Source organism: Gluconobacter japonicus, from assembly GCF_002723975.1.
Lineage (GTDB): Bacteria > Pseudomonadota > Alphaproteobacteria > Acetobacterales > Acetobacteraceae > Gluconobacter > Gluconobacter japonicus.
Genome location: NZ_BEWO01000007.1, coordinates 97,907 through 119,309 on the forward strand (window position 1 = coordinate 97,907; position 21,403 = coordinate 119,309).

The 21,403-nt window shown below is 58.2% G+C and carries 23 protein-coding genes and 1 CRISPR repeat array; of the genes, 8 read left to right on the forward strand and 15 right to left on the reverse strand.

The features are described from left to right. Nucleotides 1-44: 44 nt before the first annotated feature. Together murJ and GJA01_RS06760 are read right to left on the reverse strand one after the other, a co-directional pair. Nucleotides 45-1,601, reverse strand: a complete 1,557-nt coding sequence (murJ, locus tag GJA01_RS06755) for a murein biosynthesis integral membrane protein MurJ (RefSeq protein WP_062502702.1) — start codon at nucleotides 1,599-1,601, stop codon at nucleotides 45-47. 64 nt (nucleotides 1,602-1,665) lie between these two features. Next, a complete protein-coding gene (locus tag GJA01_RS06760) occupies nucleotides 1,666-1,902 on the reverse strand; it encodes a hypothetical protein (protein WP_007282397.1) in 237 nt (78 codons plus the stop codon). A gap of 105 nt (nucleotides 1,903-2,007) precedes the next feature. Between GJA01_RS06760 and GJA01_RS06765 the strand changes: the two genes are divergently transcribed. Beyond that, nucleotides 2,008-2,460 carry a DUF4112 domain-containing protein gene (locus GJA01_RS06765; RefSeq protein WP_062502718.1) on the forward strand — a complete coding sequence of 151 codons (453 nt, stop codon included), beginning with the start codon at nucleotides 2,008-2,010 and terminating at the stop codon, nucleotides 2,458-2,460. Here the strand turns inward: GJA01_RS06765 and GJA01_RS06770 are convergent. Then, on the reverse strand, nucleotides 2,401-2,895 hold the full coding sequence (locus GJA01_RS06770; RefSeq protein WP_010502768.1) for a glutathione peroxidase: 495 nt from the start codon (nucleotides 2,893-2,895) through the stop codon (nucleotides 2,401-2,403). The genes GJA01_RS06765 and GJA01_RS06770 overlap by 60 nt on opposite strands. A 152-nt stretch (nucleotides 2,896-3,047) precedes the next feature. Here GJA01_RS06770 and GJA01_RS06775 point away from each other — a divergent pair, with 152 nt between their 5' ends. Next, nucleotides 3,048-4,229 (forward strand): NupC/NupG family nucleoside CNT transporter, encoded by a 1,182-nt coding sequence (locus tag GJA01_RS06775; protein WP_062502719.1) that lies wholly within the window; start codon nucleotides 3,048-3,050, stop codon nucleotides 4,227-4,229. Nucleotides 4,230-4,478: 249 nt separating this feature from the next. On the opposite strand, the gene GJA01_RS06785 is transcribed toward GJA01_RS06775, so the two are convergent. The 3 genes from GJA01_RS06785 to tsaD are packed head-to-tail and all read right to left on the reverse strand — an operon-like array spanning nucleotide 4,479 to nucleotide 7,375. Next, nucleotides 4,479-5,456 (reverse strand): NAD(P)H-dependent glycerol-3-phosphate dehydrogenase, encoded by a 978-nt coding sequence (locus GJA01_RS06785; protein WP_062502704.1) that lies wholly within the window; start codon nucleotides 5,454-5,456, stop codon nucleotides 4,479-4,481. Next, entirely contained in the window at nucleotides 5,453-6,277 is an 825-nt protein-coding gene (locus tag GJA01_RS06790; protein ID WP_062502705.1) for a 23S rRNA (adenine(2030)-N(6))-methyltransferase RlmJ, read from the reverse strand. The genes GJA01_RS06785 and GJA01_RS06790 overlap by 4 nt, the downstream gene beginning before the upstream one ends. Before the next feature lie 24 nt (nucleotides 6,278-6,301). Then, nucleotides 6,302-7,375 carry a tRNA (adenosine(37)-N6)-threonylcarbamoyltransferase complex transferase subunit TsaD gene (gene tsaD / locus GJA01_RS06795; RefSeq protein WP_062502706.1) on the reverse strand — a complete coding sequence of 358 codons (1,074 nt, stop codon included), beginning with the start codon at nucleotides 7,373-7,375 and terminating at the stop codon, nucleotides 6,302-6,304. Between the two features lie 34 nt (nucleotides 7,376-7,409). On the opposite strand from tsaD, the gene hemC reads away from it, so the two are divergent. Then, on the forward strand, nucleotides 7,410-8,483 hold the full coding sequence (gene hemC, locus GJA01_RS06800; protein WP_062023850.1) for a hydroxymethylbilane synthase: 1,074 nt from the start codon (nucleotides 7,410-7,412) through the stop codon (nucleotides 8,481-8,483). 2 nt (nucleotides 8,484-8,485) lie between these two features. Then, entirely contained in the window at nucleotides 8,486-9,151 is a 666-nt protein-coding gene (locus GJA01_RS06805; RefSeq protein WP_062502707.1) for a uroporphyrinogen-III synthase, read from the forward strand. An 8-nt stretch (nucleotides 9,152-9,159) separates the two neighbouring features. Here GJA01_RS06805 and secB read toward each other — a convergent pair whose 3' ends face one another. Further along, on the reverse strand, nucleotides 9,160-9,684 hold the full coding sequence (gene secB, locus GJA01_RS06810) for a protein-export chaperone SecB (RefSeq protein ID WP_023945232.1): 525 nt from the start codon (nucleotides 9,682-9,684) through the stop codon (nucleotides 9,160-9,162). A gap of 181 nt (nucleotides 9,685-9,865) precedes the next feature. Here secB and GJA01_RS06815 point away from each other — a divergent pair, with 181 nt between their 5' ends. The 4 genes from GJA01_RS06815 to GJA01_RS06830 all read left to right on the forward strand — a co-directional run bounded on the left by GJA01_RS06815 (nucleotide 9,866) and on the right by GJA01_RS06830 (nucleotide 14,169). Continuing rightward, on the forward strand, nucleotides 9,866-10,624 hold the full coding sequence (locus tag GJA01_RS06815) for a Tim44/TimA family putative adaptor protein (RefSeq protein WP_062502708.1): 759 nt from the start codon (nucleotides 9,866-9,868) through the stop codon (nucleotides 10,622-10,624). Between the two features lie 15 nt (nucleotides 10,625-10,639). Further along, nucleotides 10,640-11,785, forward strand: coding sequence for a murein transglycosylase A (gene mltA, locus GJA01_RS06820; protein ID WP_062502709.1), 1,146 nt, complete (start codon nucleotides 10,640-10,642; stop codon nucleotides 11,783-11,785). Beyond that, nucleotides 11,782-12,612, forward strand: a complete 831-nt coding sequence (locus tag GJA01_RS06825) for a DNA-methyltransferase (RefSeq protein ID WP_010502789.1) — start codon at nucleotides 11,782-11,784, stop codon at nucleotides 12,610-12,612. The genes mltA and GJA01_RS06825 overlap by 4 nt, the downstream gene beginning before the upstream one ends. Nucleotides 12,613-12,708: 96 nt before the next feature. Then, nucleotides 12,709-14,169 (forward strand): cytochrome-c peroxidase, encoded by a 1,461-nt coding sequence (locus tag GJA01_RS06830; RefSeq protein ID WP_062502710.1) that lies wholly within the window; start codon nucleotides 12,709-12,711, stop codon nucleotides 14,167-14,169. 55 nt (nucleotides 14,170-14,224) lie between these two features. Here GJA01_RS06830 and GJA01_RS06835 read toward each other — a convergent pair whose 3' ends face one another. From GJA01_RS06835 to casA, 8 genes are all read right to left on the reverse strand, one after another. Beyond that, nucleotides 14,225-14,431: a hypothetical protein gene (locus GJA01_RS06835; protein ID WP_010502791.1), complete on the reverse strand. Its 207-nt coding sequence runs from the start codon at nucleotides 14,429-14,431 to the stop codon at nucleotides 14,225-14,227. A gap of 75 nt (nucleotides 14,432-14,506) precedes the next feature. Beyond that, a CRISPR array of direct repeats spans nucleotides 14,507-14,901; the repeat unit is 29 nt; unit sequence CGGTTCATCCCCGCATGTGCGGGGAACAC. Nucleotides 14,902-14,972: 71 nt separating this feature from the next. Continuing rightward, on the reverse strand, nucleotides 14,973-15,305 hold the full coding sequence (gene cas2e / locus GJA01_RS06840) for a type I-E CRISPR-associated endoribonuclease Cas2e (protein WP_062502711.1): 333 nt from the start codon (nucleotides 15,303-15,305) through the stop codon (nucleotides 14,973-14,975). Next, the gene (gene cas1e, locus GJA01_RS06845; protein ID WP_062502712.1) at nucleotides 15,286-16,248 is read right to left on the reverse strand and encodes a type I-E CRISPR-associated endonuclease Cas1e; all 963 of its coding nucleotides are present in this window, start codon (nucleotides 16,246-16,248) and stop codon (nucleotides 15,286-15,288) included. The genes cas2e and cas1e overlap by 20 nt, the downstream gene beginning before the upstream one ends. 6 nt (nucleotides 16,249-16,254) lie before the next feature. Further along, complete coding sequence (gene cas6e, locus GJA01_RS06850) at nucleotides 16,255-16,974, reverse strand: type I-E CRISPR-associated protein Cas6/Cse3/CasE (protein ID WP_099282314.1); 720 nt, start codon at nucleotides 16,972-16,974, stop codon at nucleotides 16,255-16,257. Next, the gene (cas5e, locus tag GJA01_RS06855; protein WP_062502714.1) at nucleotides 16,971-17,831 is read right to left on the reverse strand and encodes a type I-E CRISPR-associated protein Cas5/CasD; all 861 of its coding nucleotides are present in this window, start codon (nucleotides 17,829-17,831) and stop codon (nucleotides 16,971-16,973) included. The genes cas6e and cas5e overlap by 4 nt, the downstream gene beginning before the upstream one ends. A gap of 5 nt (nucleotides 17,832-17,836) precedes the next feature. After that, nucleotides 17,837-18,886, reverse strand: coding sequence for a type I-E CRISPR-associated protein Cas7/Cse4/CasC (gene cas7e, locus GJA01_RS06860; protein WP_062502715.1), 1,050 nt, complete (start codon nucleotides 18,884-18,886; stop codon nucleotides 17,837-17,839). An 11-nt stretch (nucleotides 18,887-18,897) separates the two neighbouring features. Further along, nucleotides 18,898-19,506, reverse strand: coding sequence for a type I-E CRISPR-associated protein Cse2/CasB (gene casB / locus GJA01_RS06865; protein WP_062502716.1), 609 nt, complete (start codon nucleotides 19,504-19,506; stop codon nucleotides 18,898-18,900). Then, nucleotides 19,496-21,124 carry a type I-E CRISPR-associated protein Cse1/CasA gene (gene casA, locus GJA01_RS06870; RefSeq protein ID WP_062502717.1) on the reverse strand — a complete coding sequence of 543 codons (1,629 nt, stop codon included), beginning with the start codon at nucleotides 21,122-21,124 and terminating at the stop codon, nucleotides 19,496-19,498. Before casA ends, casB begins: the two co-directional genes overlap by 11 nt. Nucleotides 21,125-21,403 lie beyond the last annotated feature (279 nt).

Below are 21,403 nucleotides of genomic sequence, written 5' to 3' on the forward strand. Positions count from 1 at the left end.
ACTACCCTGTCCCTGCCGGTGTGTGAACCGGCAGGATGACTCTCTCAGCGAGTGCGGCGTCGGGCGATGCGCGTTTGCAACGCCGCGGCTGCATCCCGGAGTTTCACGACCTTCAGGGCGTCGAGGGAGATGGCATACACTACGCCGCCAAAAATGATTAGCGCGCCAAGCATCCCCAGACGCCAGACACCGTGCCAGTTTGGCAGATCGGGAGCGACGAATTTCTGGGCGGCGGCAACCCACAGACCCATCATGATGGCCGCTCCGACGATACGTGTGACGCGACTCTTCAGGCGGGGATCGGGTTTGAAAACGTTACGACGACGAAGAAGGACGGCCAGAATGGCGACGTTGACGAGTGCGGCGATCGTGCTGGCCAACGGAGGGCCGACATGGGCGAGCGGTTTGTACAGTGCTAGATTGAGAACAAGGTTCAGGGCAAGTGTGAAGAAGCCGATGCGGACTGGCGTGCTGGTGTCGCCCTCTGCAAAGAAGCCCGGTGAAAAGACCTTGATGAGCACGAAGGCAGGCAGTCCGAGCGCATAGGCACGGAGCGACTGTGCAGATTTCATAGCGTCTGCAACCGTGAAATGCCCGTAGCTGAAGAGGCCAGCCATGATGGACGGTGCAAGCGCAATCAGCCCGACGGTAGCGGGTAGCGTCAGGAGGAGCGCGTAATCAAGGGCCCGGTTCAGGCTGGTGTGAAGGGAAACACGATCCTTGTTCGCGACATGACGGGTCAGAAGCGGCAGGAGCGTTGTGCCAGCCGCTGCGCCCAGAACGCCAAGGGGAAGCTGGTTGATTCGATCTGCGAAGTACAGGATGGAGGGAGACCCGACCGGCAGGCGGGTAGAAATGATGGTGTCTACCATCAGGTTCATCTGGGTCACGCCAGACCCGACAAGGCCCGGCCCCATGCGGCGCAGCAGGGCGCGGATATCCTGTGAAAAACTCGGGCGGATCAGATGTGGAGCAACTCCGGCCCGATGAGCGGCCCAGTAGAGCGCGCCAAGCTGCACAACGCCGGAAATCGTCACGCCCCAGGCGCTTGTGAAGGCAACATTGTGCCAGACATATGCGCCCAGGAAGATGGCGGCGATGCCAATGATGTTGAAACTCAGATAGGCAGCGGAAGCAGCACCGAATTTTCCAAGACCATTCAGTACGCCGGACACAAGAGCCGCCGCACAGATCATAATCATATAAGGGAAGGTGATCTGCGTCAGTGTCAGGGCCAGTGCGAAACGCTCGCCCTGGAAGCCTGGGGCCAGAATTGAAATGATGAGCGGCATGAACAATTCGCAGAGAACCGTCAGAATCACGAGCCATGCGATAAGGGCCGAAAGGGCTTGTCCCGCGAAACGCAGGGCAGCCGCTCGGCCTTCTGTTTCATATTTCGCTGTGAACATTGGCACGAAGGCGGCATTGAACGCACCCTCGCCAAAGAGGCGCCGGAACATGTTGGGCAGACGCAGGGAGACCAGATACGCGTCCTGCACCGGGCCTGCGCCCAGGAACGCTGCGAGAAGCTGGTCACGGATCAGGCCCAGAACACGCGAAAGCATGGTCCAGCTGCCAACAGTCAGGAAATTGCGAAGCATTTCCCGTCTCTAGCCTATCCCGTCAGCAGGTAACATATCCTCCTGAGGGCAGAAGGAACGATTTTTATCGCAGAACGGTTTCCCGGGCGTACAGCTTCTCGGAAGGGCGGGTCATGCTCGGGCGAACAGCAGCCAGCCCGATGCAGAGCAGGACGATTTCCAGAGTCAACATGACACTGGCCCAGAAGATGCCGGGAAGGCCCAGAAAGCTTGAGACGTGATGGGCAACAGACGGCGTGAGTGCCCCGAGAGCGGCAACGACCAGTAGCGGCAGAATAGGGCGCAGAACAGACACCGTCATGACAAGCCTCCTGTCATATTGCTGTCATGAAGCTGGCGTTTTTGAGTGCATGGCGTCAAGGAAAAAGACGCAACTTCCGATCCCGTTGCTGTGTTGTTTTGTATCATGACCAAAACTTCGTTCACTACGTCTCCCTCCAGCACCGAAGACCTCATGCAGAAGTTGGAGAAGTTGAGGCGCCTTGCCTGGATTTTGAATGCTGCGGTGCGCATTCCCGGTCTGCGCCTGCGGGCGGGTGCAGATACGATTCTGGGCCTTGTTCCGGGTGGGCTTGCGTTTGGAACGCTTCTTTCACTTTACATCGTGTGGGAAGGCCATCGGATGGGCGTTGGAAGGCGCATTGTTCGCAAGATGCTGCTGAATGTCGGAATCGAAGCGGCTGTTGGTGTGGTGCCGCTTCTTGGAGATGTGTTTGATACTGTCTTCAAGGCTGATCTCCGGAATGTTGCGCTAATTGAAGAGGTTCTTGCGCGGACGAGATTCCGGAATAATGCGGGATCAGTGATCGAGAAGAATCCGGCGGACGGACTCTTCTACCCGTCCCGAAGTCGGTTTTGACAGCGGCGTGAACCAGCGGGTGAGATTACCGTCACGGCCGATCAGATATTTGTAGAAATTCCAGCGTGGGCGCGAAAGGAAGCCACCCTCCTGACGAAGCCACTGGAAAAGGGGAATGGCTTCTGGTCCTTTCACATGAGCCTTTGCGGCCATGGGGAAAGTCACGCCATAATTCCGATAGCAGAATGTTTTAATTTCTTCCGCTGATCCTGGTTCCTGCTCGCCAAAATCATTTGACGGGACGCCAAGAACCATCAGTCCATCAGGTTTGTCTCGCCCGTAGAGAGACCAGAGATGTTGCAGGTCTTCATATTGAGGCGTGAAACCACATTTTGATGCTGTATTGACCACCAGAAGTGGGCGGCCACGATAGGCGGAGAGGTCGATGGTTTCACCTGACAGGCCCGGCAGGTGGAAGTCATAGGCGCAGGACATGGGTTTCTCCCTCTCGTTTTGAATGAGTGTAATGGCATAACGCGTCGGACGCGAGAGGAGGGCTGGACACGGCGCTGTCATGCAGACAGTTTGGGAACCGTTCTGTCTCTGAAAGGGAGCTTCTGTTCGTGATCCTGCGCGTCCTGATCGGCATGGCCGGTCTTCTTTGTCTTGGCGCGCTGTTTTCTACGAACCGTCGGGCAATCGACTGGGCTTTCGTTCTGCGGGCACTCGCTTTGCAGGTTGCCATTGCTGCCGTGATCCTCTGGGTTCCGATGGGCGCGCATCTTCTGCATTTGGTTTCTGATGGTATTACAAAAGTGCTGTCTTACGGCGACCAGGGAAGCGCTTTTCTGTTTGGTGGGCTCGTTGGGCCCAGAATGGCGGATGTGCTGGGCAATGGTGGCTTTGTTTTTGCCCTGAAAGTTCTGCCTGAAATCGTTTATGTCGCGGCCCTTCTGGCGCTGTTGCAGCACTGGGGCGTTCTCCAGTTTTTGTCCCGACTGATTGGTGGGGGGCTTGCCAAGATTTTGCGAACCACCCGGATTGAATCTTTCTCCGCAGTTCTGACGATTTTTCTCGGGCAAAGCGAAATGCCCATCGTGCTTCAGAGTTGTCTGGCTGGATTGTCGATGGGAGAACTGGCGACCGTTCTGTGTAGCGGGACGTCCTCTATCGCGGGGTCCGTACTGGCCGGGTATGCGTCTCTGGGTGTGCCGATGGAGAACCTGCTCGCAGCGTCTGCCATGGCTATTCCGGGTGGTATACTGTTTTCCCGGGTGCTGTTCCCCGGTCCGCGGCATGCCAGCACGGAAATTGCCGGGGCCGATCATGGCCATCACAGCATGTTCGAGGCTTTGGCCGAAGGCGCGATGAACGGGGCCAGGATTGCCGTTGCCGTTGGTGCGGTTCTCATTGCGTTTGTGGGAATTATTGCGCTGACAGATGGGCTGCTCGCCATGGTTGGGCTGTCTCTGTCCCGCATTCTGGGAATGGTTTTCGCGCCTTTCGCATGGCTGATCGGGGTTCCTTGGGCGGAATGCAATGTCGCGGGTGGCCTGTTGGGTCAGAAAATCGCGTTCAATGAGTTTGTGGCTTACGTGAATCTGTCGCCGATGATCCAAGCGCATGCTCTGTCTCACAGAACCATTACGATCCTGTCTTTTGCGCTGTGTGGGTTTGCTAATATTTCCACGATTGGAATTCTGATCGGCGCGTTCGGGAGTGCGGAACCACGTCGACGGACGGATGTAGCGAAGCTGGCTGTCCGGGCAGTTGTGGCTGGAACGTTTTCCAATGCGATGAGTGCAGTGATTGCGGGACTGTTTGTTTGACGCGGCTTCTGGAGACGGGCTTCAGAGGCGTTAGGGCTCTATCGACTTTTTGCTGAAAAAGAACGTTATCCATAAGGATGGTGCACCAATAGCGATGCATTCCCAGAAAAGGGAATTGCCGAACAAATTTTCTTTTGTCGCGACGAAGTCCAGCACACTGATGCTTATTCCAAGCAGAAAGAAAACGAGTGTCGTCAGGAAAGCGTGCCATGAGGCTTTCATGTTTATCCCTGAACCTGAAAGAGATTTCTATTCCACCGTTGGCGGGCGATCGAGCAGGAGGGACCGGGCTTCGTCGATCGTCAGCTTCTCTGACAGCAGATGCGTCACGGTTTCGATGATAGGCACCTGAACGTTCAGGCTCTGCGCCAGAGCCACGAGTGCCGGAGCTGTCAGAACACCCTCAGCCACGGTCGTGCGGGAGGCGAGGATGTCCGTCAGTGAGCGTCCTTCCCCAAGTTCGATGCCCAGGCTGTAGTTTCGTGACCCACGGCCAGTGCAGGTCAGGATCAGATCGCCAACGCCGGAGAGGCCTGCGAGGGTGGATGCCCGACCGCCGAGCGCTTCCGCCAGACGGGCGATTTCTGCGACAGCGCGTGTGATGAGGGCGGCGCGTCCATTCTCACCAAGCCCCGCGCCGATGACGATGCCTGCCCCTATCGCCACAACGTTCTTTGCAGCTCCGGCAAGCTGTACACCGGCAATGTCATCACTGGCATAGAGGCGGAATGACGAGGAATTAAGCTGACTGGCCAGATGCTGGGCAAGCGGCAGATCCGCACTGGCGAGCGTTGCGGCAGCGGGCAGGCCTTGGGCGACTTCAATGGCGAAATTCGGGCCGGAAAGGACGGCTGTTGGCCGACCGGGCATGGTTTCGGCGAGAACATCAAGGGGGAGAAGGGATGTGCCCTGTTCCAGTCCTTTGCAACAGGTGATGACGGGTATTCCGGGGGTTAAAGATTGCTCCAGTGAGGTCGAGACCTGCCGTGCGGTTTGAACAGGGACGACCAGAAGGACCAGATCGGCCTGTGTGGGAAATTCTCCCGTGACGTGCACTGTATCGGGCAGGCGGATACCGGGCAGGCGAGGGAGTTCCCGAACATCGGGGGCAACAGGCGAACGCATCCATAGTGTCACATTCGCCCCTGTCCGTGCTGCGGTACAGGCGAGCGCCGTTCCCCAGGCACCTGCTCCGATGACGGCGATATGGCGATCCGTCATGCTCATTCTTCGGCCAGTCGTTCGATATGCACCTGCATGTCTTCCCGATCCTCTGTAGCCAGTCCGGTTTTCATAGCCTCCAGAACTGTGCGGGCCTCGTTCTCAAACCCATATGGGGCGTTCACGACCAGCATTCCACATCCATTCAGGCGAGAGGGGTCGAGGGCGGGGCGCAACAGGAATTCACAGGCGATGATGTCTCGGATGCCAGCATCGGTCAGGGCATTGTAGAAGGCGCGGACGGGTGTGCGATGTTTGATCGGATACCAGACCGCCACGATCCCGGCGCGGAAGCGATTGCGGATAAGTGAAACGGCCTGCGCGCATTGCTGGAAATCATCCAGCTTTTCAAACGGGGGATCGATCAGGACCAGACCGCGCTTCAAATGCTTCGGTGGCAGGAGTGCGCGTAGGGCCTCGTAGCCATTGCGATGATGGATGGAGACCTGTGGGTCATCCCGGAACAGACGACGCAGAGGGCGAACGTCTTCCGGGTGCAGTTCGCAGGCGATGAGTTCATCCTGCGGGCGCAGGACGTGGCGTGTGAAAGCCGGGGAGCCGGGATACAGCCCGAGATCCCGTACGGCTGCCAGATACTCCTGAAGCGCAGGGTCTTCCGAACCTTCCAGGAGGCCGATCCCTGTTTTCCACTCGCCGGTTTTCTGGGCTTCCTCGGAAGAGAGGTCGTATTGTCCGCAGCCGGCATGTGTGTCCAGAACGCAGAACCCTGCCGGTTTGCGGGCGAGGGCTTTCAGAAGGACCAGAAGGATCGCGTGTTTGATGCAGTCCGCGAAGTTTCCCGCGTGGTAGGCGTGGCGGTAGTTCAAGGGTTCTGTATTCCGGCTTGGGGGTCAGGACAATGCGGTGGCGGGCTGGCGTTCCGAAAGAGGCCAGCGGGGACGTGCGGCGACGTCGATTTCGTGTGGCTGTTCGCCTGCATGCAGACGTTCCAGGGCGGCCCAGCCGATCATGACGGCGTTATCCGTGCAGAGGCGTAGGGGCGGTGCGATAAAGGGGATGCCATGATGGTCGGCAACAGCTTCGAGCGCGCTGCGTAGCGTGCGGTTCGCCGCGACCCCTCCGGCCACGACAAGGGCCGTGGAATGCGGCGCCATGGTGAGCGCGTGTTCCGCACGATCTGCCATGACGTCGGCAACGGCGCGCTGAAAGGATGCGGCAACATCAGCGGCGAACTGGCGGGGGAGTGCGCCGGAACCCTGCGGTTCGATAAGACGGCTGACGGCGGTTTTCAGACCAGAGAACGAGAAGTCGCATCCCTCGCGTCCTTTGAGCGGACGGGGCAGGGCGAAGGCATCATCCCGGCCTTCTGCGGCGAGTTTTTCAAGAGCGGGTCCGCCGGGCCAGCCGAGGCCGAGCATTTTGGCAACTTTGTCGAAAGCCTCACCAGCGGCATCGTCAATGGTGCCTCCGAGGCGAATGTATTGCCCGGTCTTCTCCACGGAAATGCACTGGCAATGGCCGCCAGAGACCAGCATCGTCAGAAATGGGAACTTAAGGTTAGCGTCAAGCGCGGGCAGTCGTGCCGTCAGGACATGGCCTTCGATGTGATTGACCGCGATGAAGGGGCGCCCGAGGGCAAGAGCCAGACCTTTTGCATAGGAACTGCCGACAATCAGGCCACCGATCAGGCCGGGTCCGGTTGTTCCTGCAAAGGTGTCGATGTCTGCCAGTGTGAGGGAGGCCTTGGCGAGAACGGACTGAACCAGTGCGGGCAGGGCATCCAGATGCGCACGAGCTGCAATTTCGGGAACAACGCCACCCAGAATGGCATGATCGTTCTGGGAGAGGACACCTTCGGCCAGAATGGTGCCATCATAGGCAAGAATGGCGCAGGCGGTGTCATCACAGGACGTTTCGATCGCCAGAAGCGGGCGCAATGCAGCAGGGTCGGACATGCCATGCATTATGACCGAGTCTCTCTCATCATGACAGCCCCGCGTGAATGAGCTAAAGCTGCCGTCCATGAATGCTTCCGTCCTGTCTTCCGACGCCCTCCAAAAGGTCGCGGCGGAAGCCGTCCGCCGATCTCATGCCGCCAGCCCCTCCGGTCAGCGCAAACTCCCGCTCAGAGTTGGCTCACGCGCCTCTCCGCTGGCGCTCTGGCAGACACGGACATTCCTGACCCGTTTGACGCGATTTTGCCCGGTCCTGCGCGACATGGGAGCGTTTCAGGAGCATCAGATCAGCACTGAGGGCGACCGTAATCTTACGCAGCGCCTGGCGGAAATTGGTGGCAAAGGTCTGTTCGCCAAGGAAATTCACGAAGCACTTGTGGCTGGACGGATTGATTTTGCGGTTCACAGCCTCAAGGATCTTGAAACAAATCTGCCTCCCGGTCTTGTTCTGGCCTGTACGCTGAAGCGGGAAGATGCGCGTGATGCGATCATCCTTCGTGATCGGACGCTCAAGGTCGATCCATCTGATCCGTATGCCTGCTTGCCAGAAGGTGCTCTGATTGGTTGTGCGTCTGTGCGTCGTCAGGCCCAAATGCTGAGTCGCCGGCCGGATCTGCGGTTCGGATTGCTGCGAGGGAATGTTCAGACCCGCCTGGACAAGCTTCAGGCTGGCGCTTGTGATGCTACGCTTCTGGCACTTGCTGGTCTGCGCCGTCTCGGGATGGAAGACCGCGTTGATATCGTACTCGAGCCGGATCAAATGCTGCCTGCTGCGGGGCAGGGCATTGTGGGTGTGACGGTGCGTGAGAGTGATACGGAACTGCGTGAACTGCTGTCCGCGATCGAAGATCCGGAAGCCCGGGCTGTTTCGACGGCGGAGCGCGCTCTTCTGGCTGAGCTTGATGGCTCCTGCCGGACACCGATTGGCGGTTATGCTCGCATCGAAAATGGCGTTCTGAAGCTGACTGGTATGATCGCCAGTGAAGATGGAACATTCCTGATTCGTCGCGAAATTGCTGGCGCGCCGTTGGAGGCCGCCCGCATGGGAACGGAACTGGCCGAGGAACTGCGCCGGGATACGCCTGCTGCCATTTTCGCTGAGATGATCCGCGCCTGACCATGAAGCGACAGGCCGTTCTTGTAACGCGTCCTGAACCGGGTCTGACGGGCACGCTGGAGGATGTCCGGCGTCTTGGATGGAACGCGATCGCCTGTCCAATGCTGGATGTTCGGGCTTATGCGCCTATAGCGGTGCGGGAATGTGTTGCTGTCGCTATTACCAGTGCGAATGCACTGGTCGCGCTGCAGGACTGGCCGCGCGATCAGCGTATTGTCGCTGTGGGCTCAAGCACCGCTGCCCGTGCTCGCGATATGGGATTTCAATGGGTCGAGGCGGCAGATGGTGATGCGTGTTCTCTCGCTGCGTATTGCCATAGTCATAATCTGACCGGTCCCTCACTCCTGCTGGCTTGCGGCGAAGGCTACGGGCTGGATCTTGCAGAAGAACTGAATGCATCCCGGGTGAGCGTTTATGGCGTGACCAAAAATGTCAGGCTTACGGATGCCGCTCGGGAGGCCCTGTTGAGGCACGAAGCCGAGGCCGTTGTTTTTTATTCCGGAAAAACGGCAGACGCCTTCATGGAGGCGCTGGATGAACAGGACAGGAAAAGTCTGTCCGGGGTGAGGGCGCTCTGTCTGTCAGAGGCCATCGCTGCACGCCTGACCGAAAAGAACTGGCGTGCAGTGGAGTGGCCCGATCCGCTGGAACGGCTCGGGCCTTACTGATCGAAAGATCAGGCTTCGCCAGCTGGCTCCGGGAACTGCTGGGCGCGCTTGGCCTGCCACAGGGCCACGAAGTCGATCGGCTGCAGAACCACCGGCGGGAAACCACCGTCACGGGTGACGTCGCTGATGATGGAGCGCACATACGGGAAGATCAGACGCGGAACTTCAACCAGCAGGATCGGCTCGACGAGTTCCTGCGGGGCGTTGCCCAGCGTCACGATAGCGGCGTAGGTCAGTTCGGCGATGAACACCGTGCGGCCAGCCTTGCCACCTTCTTCTGCTGCGGGTTCAGCAGCTTCGGCGCGGACGGCCAGAGCCACTTCATAAACCGGCTGCTCTTCTTCGAGGCGGTTTGCCTGAACGTCGATGTTGACGGAAATCTGTGGGGCGGAGCGAAGCGTTGCGAAAATGGAAGCGCCAGCCGGGACTTCGAAGGACAGGTCCTTCGTGTACTGCAGGTTGACAGCAAGCGGCATCTGCGGCGGAGCGCCGTCAAGATTTTGCGTGGCGTTGTCGTTGATGGTCTCGGACATAAAACGGTCTCCCGATCCGCGAGGCGGATAGCAATGGAACGATTGCGATACAGTGGCGGTAGCATGATGTGTCATGCACGCCAAGACAGGCTTCCTGCATGCATGAGGTTGAGATTGGGCCGCGGTCGCCCTATCTGTAAGAGAATAGAAACCTTAACGATCTGCGTGAAACATAACCTTCATGTCTTCTGACGACATTCATCTCCCGTCCGCCCTGATCGGTCATACTGGCCACGACTTTCCCTGGGACATCGTGGTGCTGGCCGTTCTGGCGGTTGCGTTGGGTTTCCGGCTTTATCGCGTGCTGGGACGTCGTATCGGGATGCAGGGTGTACGTCAGGCACGCCCCCCTGTGTTCCCGGGAGCGGCAGGACAGGCTCAGACGCGCCAGACGCCACCGCCTCTTCCGGCCGCTGCCGGACAGGGGCAAGCCGAGCCTGCTGCTCAGGTCGATTATGACATTCCCGCACCAGCTACGCGTGTGGGGGGTATTTTGGGGCAGATGACGCAGCTTGATGGTAGTTTCACGCCGCAGGGCTTCCTGAAAGACGCCGAGACTATTTTCCGTCAGGTGGTTCCGGCTTTCGCTGCTGGAGACCGGGCGGCACTGTCAGGGCTGATGACACCGGAGACAGAAGAGGCGTTTCTGGCTGCGATTAACGCACGAACGGAAGCCGGTGAGACGCAGCGTAGTGATCTTCGTGGTATCGACAGCATGGCTATTCTGGATGCGATGCTTGTTGCCGGGGACGCCAATACGCAGACCGGTCGAATCGAAGTACGGATTGTGTCGCGTCAGGTGAACATGTTGACGGATCGTCAGGGCGAGCCAGTACAGGGCACGGATGCCGTGACCGAGTTCCATGATCTGTGGCTGTTCGAACGCGAGTTTGGGGCCTCTGGAACACAATGGCGTCTGGCGGCATCCTGTCCGGCCTGATTATATACGCGCATCATGAAAAAACTGCTGACACTGGTTGCGCTTGCCTTCGTGGCGGGCTGCGCCACACAGAATGAGACATCCGCTCCCCTTTCCCTGACAGCGACCAGCTTTGATGCTCTCGCAGGCTGGGAAAGGGAGAATTTTTCCTCTCTTCTGCCTGTTCTGCGGCAGAACTGTCATCGGGTCATGCAGCTTTCGCCAGAAACCTCTTTGGGGGGCGCGGACGAACTGCCCTATGGCCGGGAAGCGGGGAACTGGTCTGCAGCCTGTGCGGCTCTTGAGACCACGACGGATGCCCGGAGCTATGTTCAGACATGGTTCCAGCCTTATGCTGTTGATGGAAATGCCTTCTACACAGGCTATTTCGAGCCACAGATCGAAGCCTCTCTGACACGCGGTGGCCCCTATCAAACCCCGGTTTACGGGCGGCCCAAAGATCTTGTTCGCACTAAGGCTACCAATGGTCAGATGGTTACTGGGCGCTGGGACAATGGTCAGTTCAAATCATATTATGATCGTGCCCAAATTGACCAGGGCGCGCTGGACGGGCAGGGGTTGGAAATTGCCTGGCTGAAAAGTCCGGTGGACCTGTTTTTCCTGCAAATTCAGGGATCGGGTCGATTGCTTCTTCCTGATGGTTCCCAGATCCGGATGAGTTACGACGGGAAGAACGGTCAGCCTTATGTGCCGCTGGGCCGTGTTTTGGTTCAGGATAACGAATTGGCGTCCTCGGCCGTCAGCATGGACAGCATCCGCGGCTGGCTGGAAGCGCATCCGGATCGCATGATGGCAATGATGGAGCGTAATCCGAATTACGTTTTTTTCCGTCGCGATGATGGCAGTCTTGCTCAGGGCGCAACTGGGGCTTTTGGCGTGCCGCTGACGGCTGGTCGGTCTGTTGCTGTTGACCGGTCTGTTATTCCGTTCGCGACCCCGCTCTGGATCGAGACGAAATTGCCGGATGCCAAAGGTCAGCCTGCGCCATGGCAGCATCTGGTCTTTGCACAGGATATCGGGACGGACATTAAAGGCGCAGGGCGGGCCGATCTGTTTACCGGATGGGGTGCTTTTGCCCAGTATGTGGCCGGTAATCTGCATGAAGGGGGCAGGATGGTTGTTCTGCTGCCACGTCCTCCTGCGGATTCCTCGGCCCCATGATCCGTAGCCGCCGGGAGACGCTCGGCGCCCATACGATGATCCGTGGAGACTGCACGACCGTTCTGCGGCGGATGCCGTCGCAGAGTGTCGATATTGTCGTCACATCCCCGCCGTATAATCTGGGTATCGAGTACCGCACTTATCAGGACCAGTTGCCTGAAGATGCCTATCTGGACTGGATGGAAGACGTCTGTGCCAGCGTGAAGCGGATCATGAAGGATGATGGATCGTTCTTCCTGAATATCGCGGGCTCATCATCTCAGCCCTGGCTTCCGTTTGAACTGATGTCCCGGTTGCGGAAGCTGTTCGTGCTCCAGAACCATATCACCTGGATCAAGTCAATTTCGGTGGGTGAGATCACGTACGGGCATTTCAAGCCTTTGAATTCGCCGCGCTTCGTGAACCGGAACCATGAGCACATCTTCCATCTGACCAAGAAGGGCGACGTGAAAGTGGCTCGGCTGGATGCGGGCGTCCCCTTTACGGACAAGAGCAATATCTCCCGTAGGCAGCACGAGATGGACCGGCGCTGTCGTGGCGATACGTGGTTTATTCCTTATGAAACAGTTCGGAGTCGTAAAGAAAAGTTCAGCCATCCGGGCACGTTTCCCATCGCGCTACCGGAAGCCTGTATCCGTCTGCATGGTCTGAAGCCTGGCGGTGTATTGCTTGACCCGTTTATGGGCGTGGGCACGAGCCTGATTGCCGCAGAACGCAAGGGGCTGTCGGGTATCGGGGTCGAGAAAGATACGCGTTACGTCAACATTGCACGCAAGCGTCTGCGGGCTGCCATTGGCACGCCGGAGGAAGACTGGGAGGACGAATGATCGGTCAGACCTGTGTGTCTGACAGGATCAATCGTTTTGACTTCTTCTGTTACAGTCTCCAAATCTCACGATATCGTGACAGTGAGGAGATTTGCGGTGCGTCGCAGCACACTTACCAAAGGAATTGCCGGTCTGGTGGCACTGGGCGTTGTCGCCTGGGGCGGTACAGTCACCTATCTTGAGCATTTCGATCATGCTGGCGCGCCCAAGCTTCCAGCCAATAGCCCGACACGTCATGACCCTGTTGCCATGACGGCGTTTGCAGCTTTTCAGGAAGTGCGCTGTGATTACTGTCACACGCGGAATGCCGATCTTCCGTTCTATTTCAAACTCCCGCTGGCCAATCAGATCATGAACCGGGATCTGGAACAGGGGCAGCGTCACTTTGAATTTGCGCCGATCATCGAAGCGTTCCAGCAAGGCAAGCCGCCTTCCGTTGAACAGCTTTCGCGTATCGAAGAAGTCATTGTACAGAACCGGATGCCACCGGCCGCTTATCTCACGATGCATCCGCACGCTCACCTGAACGAGAAGCAGCGTGCGGATATTCTGAAATGGGTGCGTGACCAGCGCGAGCGTTATTATGCCAGCACGGATGTGGCGCCGCAGTTTCGTGGTGAAGTCATTCAGCCGATCCCGGAAACAATTGCCGTGGACTGGAAGAAGGCCGAACTGGGCCGTACCCTGTTCTTTGACAAGCAGCTTTCCGGCAACGGCCAGCTTAACTGTGCAAGCTGCCATGGTCTGGACAAGGGCGGCGTGGACAATCAGACGACTGCGACTGGCATCAACGGCCAGACCGGCCCGATCAATGTGCCGACGGTTTATAACTCCGTCTTCAATATCGGGCAGTTCTGGAATGGTCGTGCCAAGGATCTGGCCGAGCAGGCTGCTGGCCCGGTCATGAACCCGCTGGAAATGGGGTCGCATGACTGGACTGCTGTGGCGGATCGCGTGCGGGCAGAGCCGGGTTATTCGGATCAGTTCACGGCTGTTTACGGGTCTGACGATGTTACCAAGAACACCGTGACCGATGCGATTGCCGAGTATGAAAAGACGCTGATTACGCCTGATAGCCGCTTTGACCTGTACCTGAAAGGCAAGGCAGACGCGATTACGGCGCAGGAAAAGCGCGGCTATGAGCGCTTCAAGGCGATTGGCTGCTCAGGGTGCCATAGTGGTGTTGCGGTTGGTGGGGATGCCTACGAAATTCTGGGCCTGGAAGGGCCATATTTCGAAGACCGTCACAGCAAGCTGACGGCTGCGGATGATGGACGCTTCTCGTTCACCAACAATCCGTCTGATCGTGAACGCTTCAAGGTGCCGAACCTGCGGAACGTTGAACTGACCGGTCCTTGGTTCCATGACGGATCAGCAAAAACACTGGATGCTGCTGTGCGTGCCATGGCACGTTACGAAACGCCGGATCATGATATTACCGACCAGGATGTTGCAGACATCGTGGCGTTCCTGAAGACCCTGACGGGCAAGTATCAAGGGATTCCGCTCAAGGATGTTCCTGCTGATGCCCCGCTGCGGGCGGCGCAGGCGAACTGATTAGGTGTTGAGAGAAAACGGCCTCGGAGTGATCCGGAGCCGTTTTTGATTCTGGCTAGTCTTCGTTCAGTTTTCGATCTGCGGCACGGTCAATTTCATCCCGCTCTTCCGGTGTGAGAAGCCCCCGTTCTAACTCCTGCGTAGCGCGGGCTTTCGCATTGCGTGCTCGTGCCTTGGTATCGACAGGATAGGCCCGTTTTTCAGGGAGCCCGAATTCATCGTCAGGTAGGCTGTCCCGTTCTTCTTTTGTGAGTTTGCTCATGGGATGTCTCCTTGTCTGCAAGGGTATGTGGGACGGGCAGTAAGGTTTGTGCAGGTATTACAGATCTGGTTCTGACGCTTTATCCTCGCGTGTGCGGGGAACACCCAGCCAGGTGAAGCGTGTTCACGACAGTAGCCGGTTCATCCCCGCGTGTGCGGGGAACACCCCACTCAGAGAGAAACTTGTCCTTGATGCGGCGGTTCATCCCCGCATGTGCGGGGAACACGAGACCGCAGCCTGTTTGATATAGTTGGGTTCCGGTTCATCCCCGCATGTGCGGGGAACACCCCGAGTCTCATTATCAAGAGAAGTGAAACGCCGGTTCATCCCCGCATGTGCGGGGAACACAGTCAAACGTTACGCCTAAACTCGGCATTGTTCGGTTCATCCCCGCATGTGCGGGGAACACGTTTTCGGCCCAACAGGTAACGGTAAATCCGTCGGTTCATCCCCGCATGTGCGGGGAACACTCTTGTGTGCAAGTTTATGATTAAGAAGGGAATTTTTCCACTTCAAAAAGCTACCGATTTTCAAAGGGTTTCTAACGCCTGTTTCGGTTGGGAGAATTAAGAGGGCCGGGCAGGAGGGGGAGGGCTGCTTCGGGGCCGAATTCGACCAGGCGAAATCCATCGAGATCTACGGGGCAACGTCTGTTTGCACCGCAGGTATCGAACTCAAATCCAGCGTCGTTCGGGGCGGCCCAGGCCATGACGGCATTGCCGCTGTCGATATAGGCGCAGACCTGTTGCCAGATCATTTCCCGGACTTTTCTACCATAAGTTCCGACATAAACGCCTGCACGGATTTCCAGCAGCCAGACGGCAAGCCGTCCTCGCAGGCGTGGTGGGGCATTTTCAACCACGATGACCAGCATCGGCCAATCCTTCCGGGTCTTCAAAGGCCACGGGCATGGCTTCTTCCGGTGCTTCGGGAGGGGAGAGGCCGCCTGCGGAGAGAACGTCTTCGATCATTGGGACAAGACGTTCCAGAATTCTGGTTCGGCGGAAGGCATCCCGGCATCTCCGGCGGACGGTTCCCGTCACGTTCGTGATGGTCTCGCCGTCCAGCATGCGGCCTTTCTCAAGGGCTGCGACGACTCTGAATGCTTCCGGAACTACGGTTTCGAATTTTACGATATCGGCGAGGTCGTAGACGAAGCTCTGGGGTTTCCCGGTGTGAAGGAACCCAATTGCGGGAGCGTATCCGGCTGCGAGAATAGCGGCTTCGCAGATGCCGTACAGGCAGGAGGCAGCTGTTGAAAGAGCCCGGTTGATGTCGTTGGCGGATGACCATTCCTGTGGATTATAGCGTCGCCCCTCCCATTTTACGCCGTACTGCAAGGCCAGAAGGCGATAGGTCTCCCGAACGCGGGTGCCTTCGATCCCGCGAAGCTGGTCGACGGACCGTCTGGCTGGAGCTTCCTCGCCGAAACGCATAACGTACATCTGGCGCACGACTTTCAGGCGCGCCGTTTCATCCAGAGCCAGTTTTGCCTGATAGAGAAGTCGGTCTGCGCGAGCGCCTCCGGGTTGTCCGGAAGCATACAGGCGTACCCCTGCTTCCCCGACCCAGATCAGGAGCGTTCCTGCTCGGGCGGCGAGGGCTGTGGCGGCATGGCTGACCCGGGTACCGGGTTCGAGCATCAGGCAGCACAGGCCTCCAATGGGAATGTGGGTGCGGATGCCGCGTTCATCGACCATGACAAAGGCACCATCCAGAACATCCAGCCGTCCTTTTTCAACAAACAGGATGGAAGACCGTTCCCGGATGGGAATAGGGCGGGGCGGTGGGAGCCCCGGGACCGGCCGCTCCGTCATGATGTCTTACCAGGCCCGCCGGATGAGCATCAGGCCGCAGCCGAAGCTCTTGGCTCGTCCGAGGCCATTGCGCAGGCTGGTCAGAAAAAGCTCAGGGTCTGTGACGGTCAGGATGCCTTCGAACTCCATGACGCCAAAGGTTGCAGGTTTCTGCTGAAGCGTTCGGGGGATGACAACGGTATCGTAGCTGTCCACCCGTGGAGGGACGGGAAGCGAGAAGCCTCTCTCCTGCGCCTGGCGTGTGAGCCATGCTGCGCCAGCGTCCTGAACAAGGGCGAGGCGGGCTTCGGCGCGCAGGGTTGATTTGCCACTTTCTGATGGTTGTTTGCCAGGAATATGGTGCAGCGCATCCATGACAACATCATGTCGCTTGCCCCGCTTCTGACCGGGGAGAGCACGGCTGATGGTGGCGTTGGCACGGAGTCTGAACTCTAACTGATCGCCGGGGCGCAGATTGGGTTCAAACGGTCGGGGTTCGTCGATTTCGAACAGGCCGTGTGGGTCTGCGGGTGGACGTTCGGACAGGATATAGAAGTTGCCCGGCTCCTCCTGTCTCCACAAAAAATCCCTGTTTCGCTCGGGGGTGTCTCCGAACAACGCCCAGATTAAGTGATGTCCGCTTTTGATCTGGGCGCTGGCGTCGTGTGGCAGGAGAAGGCTGGACAGGGCCGAAAGCGCCTGACTGTCCCGCCTCAGACGTGCCCGGGAGAGGTAGAGCGACATCACAGAACCGGTACCGTCATGACGGCCTCCTCTCTCAGGTCAAACTGCCAGCGGGTTCGGGAGCGTGGCTGGTCTCTGCGGAAGACGGTCTGGACGGTGTCATCAGGCGCGCCATGGGTTTCGGCATCCTGTTGATCCATGACGATCATGTGCCGCATTGTGTGTTCGGGGTTCTGGTCCGGCGTGGTTGCAAGGCGATCCCACTCAGCCCAGTGCCTGCGGTTCGGAGCCGTTCGGGCCAGTGCATGACGCAGGGTTGTGCTTTCCTGAGGCGCTGTTGGGGAAGAAGATGAACGTCCGATCGACACTCTGCTTTCAGGGCCATGCCGATAGCGGTCGCGCAGTGCGGAAACGGCAGTGTCATGGCTCTGGAGGTCAGGAGCCAGGGGCAGACCAAGCGGGCAGGATTTGCGCCCCAGATATGGTGTGAAAGCCGGTTCATGCATGGCCTGTGCCAGAGTTTCCAAAGACCATGGGGGTGTTTCGCTGCGTTGCCACAGGGCGCCGAGATGCCAGCTTCCGGCCCTGTAGTCCCGTCGGGAGAGCGTTGTATTCAGGTCTGAGACCGCAAGTTCCTGAGCGCGGGTGTAAAAGCGCGTATTCCGCTGGGCGGATGGCATCTGGGCCGTGTGGAAGTCCGTCAGCAACTGGCCGGGAGCGTGGCAGAGAAGCGCCAGACCGTAATCGCGCGCCAGATCGTCCTGGCGGAGGTCTTCCCGCGTCAGGCCCAGGCAGGCGGCGACCAGTCCCAGAACAGCCGAGCGAGCCGGGCGATCAAACCCGTCCCGCCGTTCCCCGACTGCCACGCCGCCAAAGGCTGAGAGCGGCGCAACGAGGGCGAAGGTCAGATAGCGTGGCATGAAAGTCAGGCCTTCTGCGCGAAGGTGACGATCTCTTCCAGTGTTCCATCGCCGCCCAGTACCAGCTCAGCCTGTGCGTCAGAACCGGGGCCGTAAGCCTTGTTGAGTTGATCCCGGAAAGTTTTGAGTTGGGCGATGGAAGCGCCCACGATGTCTGTGCCGGTGACTGGCTGGGCGAAGGCCCCAGCCAGTGTGCGCGGCTGCTGGTTGCCTTTTTCAGCCAGAATGTAATGGGCGCGGGCATGGGCGGCGAAGCTGTTCTGTTTGCCGCTGGGGGCGACGGTTGCGGCTGCTCGTGTCAGAGCGCCGAGCGTGGCGGCGGCGAGTGTGCCATCGTCTTCTTCGCCAAGATTGGTCTTCAGAAGATCCCTGTTGATGCACAGATACAGGTAGAACACACCTGACCCGAACCCGGCTTCACCCAGAAAGCCTGCGCCTGCATCTTCGGAGGACGTCTTCAGATCATCAACGGCGGTATAGTAGTCGTCTTCAATGGAGACTTTGTGCGTTGTGATGGCGTGAGCCACCTGCGCTGCGGCTTCGCGATTGAAGGAAGGATTGTCTGCCAGCATACGCCCGAAGAGGGCGATGTCTGCGGCGGTATCAGCCCGCAGGAGCACGGAGGCTGCTTCTTTCTTTGGGTCGATCTTTTCACCACCCGCCATGCGATCTGCCAGTTCCAGAGCGGCTGCCTTCTCACGAGGGGAAATGAAGGCAAGCTGTTCGATCGCGGTTGAAGTTTCTTCCTTTTTGAGTTTGCCGAAGATACTTGCGACTTCACGGGCAATCTTGGTGGCTTTTTTAGTGTCCTGACCTGCTGCAATCAGATGATCCAGAATGTCCTGTCCCATGCGCTGGGTGCGCTTGCCAAGATGGTGTTCAAGCGTTGCTTCAAAGGCTTCAGAAGTCCGCCATGCACGCTTGAGGGCTTGTGAAGACAGTCGAAGCCTGTTGGCTCCCCCGACCATGGCCGTCTTGGGGCGGCCCAGATCATCCCGGTTCAGGTTGGACGGGGGGAAGAACGTCAGAAGGTGAAGCTGAAGAAAACGGCTCATGGGAAATGTCCTTATCGGGCGTCGGCGGGAAGGGCGGAGAGGGGATTCTGAGAGCCAATGCCCCAGTAGTCATGCACCCAGCGGGTGCGGATACGGTCTGCGGCGGCATCTTCTGCCGGCCAGCGAAGAAGGGAGTGTGCCAGATCGCGGATGTTGAGCGGTGCGTTGGCCAGGCGCACAAGGCGGCGGAAAGCTGTCAGACACTCTTCTGGATCGCGGGTTTCCAGCAGCTTTTCCAATCGATTGGGTTTGAATCTTGCGGAGGTTGCCACTTCATTCGGGGAGCCGCCGAAGTCTGTTGGTCCGACTTCCCGGGCAACGGCATTTCGAAAAGCCTTTTGGCCGTCCGGTGCTTTTGGCGTGGGTGTTTCTGTCCGAACATGCGCGAGCACGCCCATCGTGAGAGCCAGCGCGGGCAACTCCTCGGGGGACGGAGCGGTTGGGAACTGACGCACCAGAGAGGCGAACGCGGGTTCCATCATGATATCCCAGACAGAGCCGCATCGCCGCAGGCGCGCGCTAACGGCGCGCCGACCACCCGTTTGAAGATCAGGATTGGTCGGATACAGGTCTCGCCACCATGTCACGAAGGTTTCGGTTGTTTCCTTATCAAGACGCATGGTTTGTCCCGTTCTTTTTGGGGGCTTTGGGCGGAAGCGGCTGCTTCAGGAACTCGAAAAGCTGCTTCCCGTCTTTGGAGTGTCCGTACAGGGTGCTGATGAGCCAGCGACGGCCGTTCCCAATCTGAATACATTCCTGAATGTCCGTATCCGGCGTAGCGGGAGCGTATTCGTCAAACAGATCCAGCGCGACACGACGGAGATCTGCCAACCAGTCATGGCAGGTCTGGTCCTGTGCCGCTGTCGGGTTCTGGCTGTATTGGGTCAGATGCTCGAAAAATGCTGGTTCCGTGCGGTTCCAGAACTCTTCGCGCAGGCAGGTGAAAAGAGACGCATCCAATTTGACCGTCGCTCCTGCCGAGAACAGAGCAGCGCGTACGGTTGAGCGAAGGGTATCGGCCACGAGGGTGGAGGCCTGAACAAGCCTGCGTGCCATGTCGTCAACGAGGAGTTGGTCTTCAGGCGTGGCGGCCCGGGGGAGAGGAAAATGGCTTTCGGCAAAGCTGCGGAGCTTCATGTTGTCGAAATCTGCGCCGCCCGCGAAAAAGCGATCCATCGGGCGGGGAGTGTCGCCATCGTCCAGATCTGGCTGGCGGTCATTGATCCAGGTGCGGATGGCTGGCGCTTCAAAAGATGTTTCTGTCGGGACCACTAATCCAAGCCAGTGCCGGTACCGAATGCCGCCCGGTTGCGGATGCTGGAACAGGAGTTCCTTGTCCTTCCCCGGACGGTAGGTTGGCGTCAGGGGGTGACGGGGCGCCCAGTAGTTGTAGTTGGCGCCATAAGGGCGCTGACACCACCCTGTTGCCTGAACGTCGTCCGGCTCATCCGTGATGTCACACCGGGCATTGGGTTGCTCTTCAAAATTGAACCGGATCCGACGTGGCATTCCCCACCAGGCCTGTAAGGGGTGCGCATTCAGGTCTGGAAGGATTTCAAGGTTTTTCTCTGAGGTCAGCGTTGGGACCAGCCAAGGGAAAACTTTGGGCAGATCTGCTTCGCTGGGTGGAGTGCCCAGTGGCACGTTGGCCCAGCACCGATGCCAAAGCGCGTCATGGTCGGATGGGGTTACGAATGTGATAAGGGGGCCTCCTCCGCGAAGGCCGGTCCGGTTTCCTTTGCCGCCTGAGGGGGCCCAGGACTGCATGGTGTAGAGCGCTATGGCTGCTGCTGGACGCCCCATGCGCTGCACGCGGTTTCTATGGTTGAGAAGATCCATGTTCTTCTTGATCGTCTGCTCGCCGGGGGCTTCGAACAGAAGGCGCTCAATGGGTTCGCTACCATTTGAGAGGGGCTCGAAATCCTGGAGGAAACGGGGGCCAGAACCATCCAGATTGAAGGCTTTCCGCATAGGCTCAAATGCGGCTTCCAAGTCCTCCGGTGTGGGAGGGGTGCGCCAGAGAGTACGCCATTTCCGTTCAGTGGCGGGCGGGAAAGCCGTTGCCAATAGCCCGATCAGGAATTCGATACTGGCAATCTGGAAGTCAACGCGGGGCCAATCGAAGTCAACAACTGGATCGGTCTCAATATTTTCGACAATCTGGGAAGGACGGATAATCTCCGTCTTTTCGGATCTTCGTCGGATTGGAATCCAGGATGTTTTTATCAAATCAAACATTTATGAAATTCCGTGAGTATGAAAAATTACGGAGATATTCGCGCTTATTTTGATAGTAGAAACATATGCTTCCAAAGCATGGAAGGTCAGAAAGAGAATACTGATTGGGATTAGGATATAAAGCAAATGGAAGAGAGAATATTTTTGCGAAACAGGGGGTAAAGGCGTTAAGCTGGATAGCGGCTTCCTTCCTGATCTTTCCTCTTGAAGGATGTGATGGAAGGTCGTTTCAGATGCGGGGTGCATAAAATCTCCTTGTGTTTGCGGGGGTGGTTCAGC

Coding starts and splice junctions, on each gene's coding strand:
- murJ (WP_062502702.1), bottom strand. CDS start 1,601: ATGCTTCGCAATTTCCTGACTGTTGGCAGCTGGACCATGCTTTCGCGT.
- GJA01_RS06760 (WP_007282397.1), bottom strand. CDS start 1,902: ATGACGGTGTCTGTTCTGCGCCCTATTCTGCCGCTACTGGTCGTTGCC.
- GJA01_RS06765 (WP_062502718.1), top strand. CDS start 2,008: ATGACCAAAACTTCGTTCACTACGTCTCCCTCCAGCACCGAAGACCTC.
- GJA01_RS06770 (WP_010502768.1), bottom strand. CDS start 2,895: ATGTCCTGCGCCTATGACTTCCACCTGCCGGGCCTGTCAGGTGAAACC.
- GJA01_RS06775 (WP_062502719.1), top strand. CDS start 3,048: ATGGCCGGTCTTCTTTGTCTTGGCGCGCTGTTTTCTACGAACCGTCGG.
- GJA01_RS06785 (WP_062502704.1), bottom strand. CDS start 5,456: ATGAGCATGACGGATCGCCATATCGCCGTCATCGGAGCAGGTGCCTGG.
- tsaD (WP_062502706.1), bottom strand. CDS start 7,375: ATGCATGGCATGTCCGACCCTGCTGCATTGCGCCCGCTTCTGGCGATC.
- GJA01_RS06805 (WP_062502707.1), top strand. CDS start 8,486: ATGAAGCGACAGGCCGTTCTTGTAACGCGTCCTGAACCGGGTCTGACG.
- secB (WP_023945232.1), bottom strand. CDS start 9,684: ATGTCCGAGACCATCAACGACAACGCCACGCAAAATCTTGACGGCGCT.
- GJA01_RS06815 (WP_062502708.1), top strand. CDS start 9,866: ATGTCTTCTGACGACATTCATCTCCCGTCCGCCCTGATCGGTCATACT.
- mltA (WP_062502709.1), top strand. CDS start 10,640: ATGAAAAAACTGCTGACACTGGTTGCGCTTGCCTTCGTGGCGGGCTGC.
- GJA01_RS06825 (WP_010502789.1), top strand. CDS start 11,782: ATGATCCGTAGCCGCCGGGAGACGCTCGGCGCCCATACGATGATCCGT.
- GJA01_RS06835 (WP_010502791.1), bottom strand. CDS start 14,431: ATGAGCAAACTCACAAAAGAAGAACGGGACAGCCTACCTGACGATGAA.
- cas2e (WP_062502711.1), bottom strand. CDS start 15,305: ATGCTGGTCATCGTGGTTGAAAATGCCCCACCACGCCTGCGAGGACGG.
- cas1e (WP_062502712.1), bottom strand. CDS start 16,248: ATGACGGAGCGGCCGGTCCCGGGGCTCCCACCGCCCCGCCCTATTCCC.
- cas5e (WP_062502714.1), bottom strand. CDS start 17,831: ATGCCACGCTATCTGACCTTCGCCCTCGTTGCGCCGCTCTCAGCCTTT.
- cas7e (WP_062502715.1), bottom strand. CDS start 18,886: ATGAGCCGTTTTCTTCAGCTTCACCTTCTGACGTTCTTCCCCCCGTCC.
- casB (WP_062502716.1), bottom strand. CDS start 19,506: ATGCGTCTTGATAAGGAAACAACCGAAACCTTCGTGACATGGTGGCGA.
- casA (WP_062502717.1), bottom strand. CDS start 21,124: ATGTTTGATTTGATAAAAACATCCTGGATTCCAATCCGACGAAGATCC.